Genomic DNA, 6,428 nt, shown 5'->3' with positions numbered 1-6,428 from the left:
GGCGACGTTGGTGAGCGTGTAGGAGCCGTCGCTGTTCCGTACGACCTTCCACTGCTGGTTGGAGGCGCCGCTGGCGTCCCACACCTGGAGCGGGGTGCCGTTGCCGTTCTGTCCCGCGGGCTCGTCGAGAACGCGTCCGGCGGCCGCGTTGGAGAGGGTGTAGACGGTGCCCGAGGTGAGGCCCCCGGCCTGCGTACCGCTGCCGCCGCCGCTGCTGCCGCCCAGGGCGGTGAGCACGGCGCTGTAGGCGGGCTTCTTGTTGCCGCCCGCGTCGAACAGCAGGGGGTTCTCACCGGTGCGCCAGGAGTCGCTGTCGCGGATGCCCCACACCGTGATGCCCGTGCAGCGTGCGACGTCGAGGCAGTCCTGGACGGCGTTGGTGTACGCGGTGGCGGACGCCTGGGCGATGTCGAGCTCGGTGAGCTGGACGTCGACCCCGAGCGCGGCGAAGTTGGTCAGGGTGGTCCGGAAGCTGGCGGGCGGGCCGCCGGCGCCGAAGTGGCTCTGGAAGCCGACGCAGTCGATGGGTACGCCGCGTGCTTTGAAGTCCTTGACCATCCGGTAGACGCCCTGGGTCTTGGCGTCGGACCAGTTCTCGATGTTGTAGTCGTTGTAGCAGAGCTTGGCGGACGGGTCGGCGTTCCGGGCGGTGCGGAAGGCCTCCTCGATGAAGCCGTTGCCCAGGACGTCCTGGAACACCGAGCTGCGGTGCTGACCGCTGCCGCCGTCGGCGAACGCCTCGTTGGCCACGTCCCAGGCGTAGATCTTGCCCTTGTAGTGGGTCATCTCGGTGGTGATGTGGTTGTTCATCACACTGCGCAGGGTGTTGGCGTCGGTGATGGACTTGACCCAGCCGGGCAGTTGGGAGTGCCAGACCAGGGTGTGGCCGCGCATCCGCTGGCCGTGCGCGGAGGCGTGGCTGACGATCGAGTCGGCGGCGGCGAAGTTGAACGAGCCGCGGGAGGGTTCGATGGCGTCCCACTTCATCTCGTTCTCCGGGGTGATCATCTTGAATTCCCGGTCGAGAATGGCGGAGTACGTGGAGTCGCCGAGCCTGCCCGCGGCCACGGCCGTGCCGAAGTAGCGGCCGCTGCCGGCCGCCGCGTCGGCGACCGTGGTCGGCGTGTCGGCCTCCGGCGTGCGTGCGGCCAGGGCGACCAGCGGTACGGCAGCACCCGCGGCGGCGAGGACCACGGCGGCGGCGATCACGCGGCGGATTGCCGGACGGCGGCGATGAGAGCGGTTCTGATCTGGCAACGGCCTGTCTTTCTTGCGCAGCGGGCCTTGCTCTGGGACCCAGTTGCCTGCCAGTTGCCGCAACGCACACAAAGGTTGCCGTGATCAGGGAGGAATTTCGGCAGCGACGACGACCAGAAGGCCAAGGTCGATGCCGCCGCAGACGAGGCAGGGACATCATCGCCGCCGCCCTCCGCCACACCGCCCGGGACTGCCATCGCCCCCCTGCCAGCCCTCGGACTCACCCGACGAATCCGGACAGACCACATTCATGCAAAGACCCCGCCCTACGACCTGGTCCTGCTGACCCTGAAAGCCGCTTCCCAACGATCCTCGCCGGGGCTGCCGCCGAGGCCGAAGGAGTGGAGCCATCCCCTGTCCGACGCCGCCTACGTCGCGCTGCAGGCGGCCACCGTGACGCAAGAGGGGCGCTGTTTGCCCCGTCGATGTACCGAGACGTTCTGGACGCGCGGCCCACGGAGGTCGAGCACGTCCCGGCCTCCCTGGCCCGTGCCTCCGAGCGCCGGAACCTGCCTGCTCCGTCGCTGAACGCCGCGTGGTTCGCCTCAGGGTGTACGACCAGCGCGTGGCGAAGACCTTGCGGCCCAGCTGGGGCCGTGCGTCCGGGGCACTGCGGTCGCCGCGGCCTCGTGCGGGCCGCGGCGACCGGTTTTCGTGCTTCTCCTTACGCCTGGGGAAGGCCTGCGGTGGCGGTGCGGGTGGCGCGCAGGCGCTGGGCGAGCAGGGCGAGGGCGCAGAGGGCGGCGACCGTCGCCGCGTAGGTGACGAACGTGTCCTTGAGGCCGGCATGGGTGGCGGCGATGCCGGCGATCACGGCCGGGATGCTGAAGGCCAGGTAGGAGATGACGAAGGCGACGGAGAGCAGTTCGCTGCGTTCGGCGGGGCGGGCTATGCGGGCCAGGGTGCCGAAGCTGGCGAGGGCGGAGCCGCCGAAGCCGACGCCGGCGATCGCGGTGCCGAGCGCGGCCGTGGTCAGGGAGTGTTCCTCCACGCCGGTCAGGGCGACGGCCGTGCCGGCCAGGAGCAGGGTCGCGCTGACGGCGAGGGTCCGGCCGACGGGCCAGCCGCGCAGGGCGAGAGCGGTGAGGAAGGCGGGGCCGGTGAGCAGGGTGACCACGAGTCCGCCGACGACGTGGCTGGAGAGGCCGAACAGGCCGACGGCGACAGACGGGCCGAGGGAGAGGTAGAGACCCCCGAGTGCCCAGCTGGCGATGAGGATCGGAACCAGGCTCAGCAGGTCGGCCCGCAGGTGGGGGGCGATGCGCAGGCGGGGCTGGAGCGAGCGGGCGGCGCCGGGGCGGCGCAGCGAGGTCTCGGGCAGGGCCGACAGGACGCCCCCCGCGACCACGAGGACGGTGAGCAGGAGCACGTAGACGAGGCGGGTGGGGTGCGGGCCGTACTCGATGAGGAGGCCGGACCCGAGGGAGCCCAGTCCGAGTCCGAAGGTGGGTGCGGTGCCGGTGACGAGTCCCGCCCGGTGCGGGGCGTGCACGGGGTTGAGGTCGGAGAGGGCGGCGCCGATCGTGGTCATGGCGGCCCCGGTGGCGATGCCCTGGATGAGGCGTGCCGTCAGGAGCAGGCCGACGTTGCCTGCGGTGAGGAACAGGACCATCGAGAAGGCTTCGAGGGCGATGGCGGAGAGCAGGACCGGGCGGCGGCCGAGGTGGTCGGAGAGGGCACCGAGTACCAGCAGTGCCCCGATCATGCCGAGCACGTAGACGGCGAACACCGTGGTGAGGGTGGTGGCGGAGAAGTGCCACTCCTGCTGGTAGACGACGTAGAGGGGGGAGGGCGCGCTGGAGGCGGCCATGAACAGTACGAAAACGACCGCGAGGGAGGCGAAGGCGACGGGACGGCTCAGCCGTCGTCGCCTCTCCTCCGGTGGCGCCGCGTGGTCGGTGGGCTGGGAGGAGGGCTGGAGCTGGGACGGGGCGGGACCGGACACGGCGCGACTCCAAAAGCAGTGATCGATGCGTTTAGGACGCTACCACTAACGCAGCGATCAGTGCGATAATTTCTCCATGGCTGAATCGTCGACCCACGTACGTCCCGGCGGCCGCTCCGCGAAGGTGCGGGCGGCCGTCCACCGCGCCGTCGCGGAACTCCTCGCCGAGGAGGAAGCGGAGACCCTGACCCTCCCCGCCGTGGCCGCACGCGCCGGCGTCCACCCCACCACCCTGTACCGGCGCTGGGGGTCCACCGCCCAGCTCCTCAACGACGTCGCCACCAGCCGCTTCACCGACGACCTGGTCGTCCCCGACTCCGGCTCCCTCGACGGCGACCTCCAGCGCTGGCTCGCCGACGTGGCCACGGACGTCGCCGACCCGGACACGCTCGCCCTCATGCGGGCGACCATCGGCTCCGGCCCGGCGGGCGGCTGCGCCTGCGTCGAGGACCGCCACCGTCAGCTCGGCGCGATCATCCAGCGCGAACAGGACCGCGGGGGCCAGGCACTCGCCGTCGAGACCGCGGCGGACTTCCTCCTCGGCCCGCTCTACTACCGCGCTGTCTTCACGCCTGAGCCCGCCTCCGCCGACTGGGCCCGCACCCTGGTGTCCACGTATCTGGCGACGCTTCGGACGTCGTGAGCCGCACGCGGATGGCTGGGGCGCGGCAAGTCGGACGCAGATGCATCGGCGGAACACCCATCTGGGGCAGCGGTTGTTCGAACTCGCGGCCGACATAGTTCTGATCGCCGAGCAGGTCCAGCGGGGTCTCGCGTTCGTTGACCTTGGCTCAGGTCAGTGCGAAGGCGACGGGCAGGCCGTGCAGTGTGTGGTGCTGGTCTGGGACCTCGGTGTGAAGCCGCTGATCGTCCGCCGCGGTACCGAGCACGGTTCCGGCCTGGGCACCCAACGCTGGGGCGTCGAGGGCGAGTTCGCCCATCTGTATTGGTTCCGGCTGCATTGGTTCCGGCGCCTGCGGATCCGCTGGGCGATACGCGTCGACATCCATCAAGCCTTCCGCACCCTCGGATGCGCGCTCATCCGTTGGCGGCGCCCGAAGTCCCGGCGACGGGTGCCCGCGGTGCCACCTCAGGAGTTGAGGAGATCTCCTGGATGACATTCCAAAAGTCATCGGAGCCCGGCGTGAGGGTGTGCTCGAGCAGAGCGCGACGGACTGCCCGCGCATGAGCCGGGCGGGCCGCGGCGAGGGCGGTTCGGCCTTCGTCCGTTGCGGTGATCAGCACGCGCCTGCCTTGTCCGTCTTCGCGCTGCAGGAGTCCGCGTTCGGCCATCCGGGAGAGCTGACGCGACAGGCGGGCGCGTTTCCAGCTCAGCATGGCGCCGAGGTCCTGCTGGGGCATGCTGCCATCGCCGTTCTCGACCACGCGCGAGAGGACGGCAAAGTCGGCTGCGGACAGCCCGGCCGCACTGTGGATCTCTCGTGCGACCGCGGCGAGTACCGCCTCATTCGCTCGCTTCCAGGCGGTCCACCGCGTCATCTCGATGTCGTTGAGGGGCTGCGTCATGGTGCCACCCTACCCTTGAGTTGCCATGTAAACATAAACCGCCCATGCTGGTTTACATGGCAACTCAAGAAAAGCGTGCAGTGCTCATCACTGGCGGCGCCTCCGGCATCGGGCTCGGCTTGGCCGAACGGCATCTCGCCGCCGGACATCGCGTCATGATCACCGGCCGCAGCTCCGGCCGGCTCACCGCGGTGGCCGAACGCCTGCCCGGCATCGAAACCCTCACCAACGACATCGCCACCCCTGAAGGACGGCAGCACCTGGCCCATCACGTCCGGCAGAGCATGCCGGAGCTGGATGTACTGATCAACAACGCCGGTATCCAGCGACGGGTGGGCATTGCCTCAGACCGATCCCTCTGGGCCGAAGCACAGAACGAGATCGACATCCTGTTCGCCGCGCCGGTCCACCTCGGGCAGTTGCTCGTCCCACACATGCTGGCCCACGGTCGTCCCAGCACGCTGGTCAACGTCACCTCCGGCGGGGCCTTCATCCCACAGCCGTTCGCCCCGCTCTACAGCGCGGCCAAAGCCGCACTGCACAGCTACACCGTGAACCTCCGCCACTCCCTCAGGGCAACCCCGGTCCGAGTGGTGGAACTCATGCCCCCGGCGGTGGCCACCGAACTCGCCGGCCCTGGCCAGATACACGGTGCCGACCTGGACGAATTCTGCGACACCGTCTTCCCCCTACTGGCCGGCTCCCACTCGGAAGTCGGCTTCGGTCCGACCGCTGCACCCGACTTCACCGAGCAGCGCGCCACCGAACGGCGAACTTTCGAGGCTATGTCCGACCGCTACGGCGTTCCCGTTTACCGGCCCGACGGTCGCGCAGAGGACTGACACTCCACCCCACAGCCCGTGACCGGCTTCTCGCGGCATCGGCTGCGCCACTCACACACCCGGGGCCGCAGCCTCCAACTCCCTCCTACACCATTTCGTCAGGAGTTCTTACTGATCGTTTCAGAATGAGTTGAACCGCAGGCCTTGCACCTGGCGATCTTGGTCGGCAAGGTGTCCGGGTGCGTGCTGATCTTGCTCCGGATGACCTGTGGGAGCGCGTGGTTCCGCTCCTGCCACCCGCTCCTGAGCGCCGCCGCCACCACCCCGGGCGGCTGCGCGCTCCCGACCGGGCGGCATTCGCGGGGGTGATGTACGTACTGCGAACCGGCGTCGCCTGGCGCGATGTCCCGGCCGAAGCGGTCGGGTGCTCCGGGGGGACGGCCTGGCGCCGCTTGCGGGACTGGACCGCGGCTGGCGTCTGGCCGCGCCTGCACGCAGCCCTGCTGACCGAGCTGCGCCGCGCCGACCTGCTGGACCTTGAACACTGCGCTGTTGACGGCTCGCATATCCGGGCCCTCAAAGGGGGGCGGTTTCCATCCGTGGTTGCGACACCCGAAGGGACTTGGACCCATGCCGCGAGGTGGAGCCAACCGACTGCCGTTGTCGGTGCCGAAGGAGTACTTCGAGCTGCGTAGAGATGGCCTGAAAGGGGCAGCCGCTGCCCGCCGAGTGGGCGTATCCACCAGTGCGGGCTCGCTGTGGTTCATCAAGGCTGGACGCATGCTCTTGCCCGACAGGCCCGTCGACGACCGATACCTCACCCAGAACGACCGCATCGCGATCGCCGAGGGCCTGCGTGTCGGCCGTACGGCTGCGGTGATCGCCGAGGAGATCGGCAAGCACCGCTCCACCGTCTA

At 69.6% G+C, this 6,428-nt stretch carries 7 protein-coding genes and 2 pseudogenes; 5 read left to right on the top strand and 4 right to left on the bottom strand.

What is annotated here, in order from left to right:
* Positions 1-1,209 (bottom strand): endo-1,4-beta-xylanase (locus tag H293_RS52285; protein WP_020124843.1); only part of this gene is annotated, 1,209 nt, incomplete at its 3' end.
* Here H293_RS52285 and H293_RS61935 point away from each other — a divergent pair.
* Entirely contained in the window at positions 1,143-2,018 is an 876-nt protein-coding gene (locus tag H293_RS61935; RefSeq protein ID WP_397896531.1) for a ketopantoate reductase C-terminal domain-containing protein, read from the top strand. The genes H293_RS52285 and H293_RS61935 overlap by 67 nt on opposite strands.
* Here H293_RS61935 and H293_RS0147825 read toward each other — a convergent pair.
* Positions 1,922-3,202, bottom strand: a complete 1,281-nt coding sequence (locus tag H293_RS0147825) for an MFS transporter (RefSeq protein WP_020124842.1) — start codon at positions 3,200-3,202, stop codon at positions 1,922-1,924. The genes H293_RS61935 and H293_RS0147825 overlap by 97 nt on opposite strands.
* A gap of 76 nt (positions 3,203-3,278) precedes the next feature.
* Here H293_RS0147825 and H293_RS0147820 point away from each other — a divergent pair, with 76 nt between their 5' ends.
* Positions 3,279-3,845, top strand: coding sequence for a TetR-like C-terminal domain-containing protein (locus H293_RS0147820; protein WP_020124841.1), 567 nt, complete (start codon positions 3,279-3,281; stop codon positions 3,843-3,845).
* A 52-nt stretch (positions 3,846-3,897) separates the two neighbouring features.
* On the opposite strand, the pseudogene H293_RS62075 reads toward H293_RS0147820, so the two are convergent.
* Positions 3,898-4,032: pseudogene (locus H293_RS62075) on the bottom strand (IS982 family transposase); the annotation flags it as partial.
* A 208-nt stretch (positions 4,033-4,240) separates the two neighbouring features.
* Positions 4,241-4,729: a MarR family winged helix-turn-helix transcriptional regulator gene (locus tag H293_RS52280; RefSeq protein ID WP_020124839.1), complete on the bottom strand. Its 489-nt coding sequence runs from the start codon at positions 4,727-4,729 to the stop codon at positions 4,241-4,243.
* A gap of 44 nt (positions 4,730-4,773) precedes the next feature.
* On the opposite strand from H293_RS52280, the gene H293_RS0147805 reads away from it, so the two are divergent.
* The 3 genes and pseudogenes from H293_RS0147805 to H293_RS61925 all read left to right on the top strand — a co-directional run.
* Entirely contained in the window at positions 4,774-5,571 is a 798-nt protein-coding gene (locus H293_RS0147805; protein WP_199790292.1) for an SDR family oxidoreductase, read from the top strand.
* A 179-nt stretch (positions 5,572-5,750) separates the two neighbouring features.
* Positions 5,751-6,098, top strand: a pseudogene (locus H293_RS56770) (transposase); the annotation flags it as partial.
* A gap of 43 nt (positions 6,099-6,141) precedes the next feature.
* Positions 6,142-6,428 (top strand): helix-turn-helix domain-containing protein (locus H293_RS61925; RefSeq protein WP_213083784.1); only part of this gene is annotated, 287 nt, incomplete at its 3' end.

Origin of the sequence: Streptomyces canus 299MFChir4.1 (assembly GCF_000383615.1) — a bacterium.
GTDB classification, from domain to species: Bacteria; Actinomycetota; Actinomycetes; order Streptomycetales; family Streptomycetaceae; genus Streptomyces; species Streptomyces canus_C.
The sequence above is the reverse complement of the archived record's forward strand: the minus strand, read 5'-3'. Positions and strand labels throughout refer to the sequence as shown.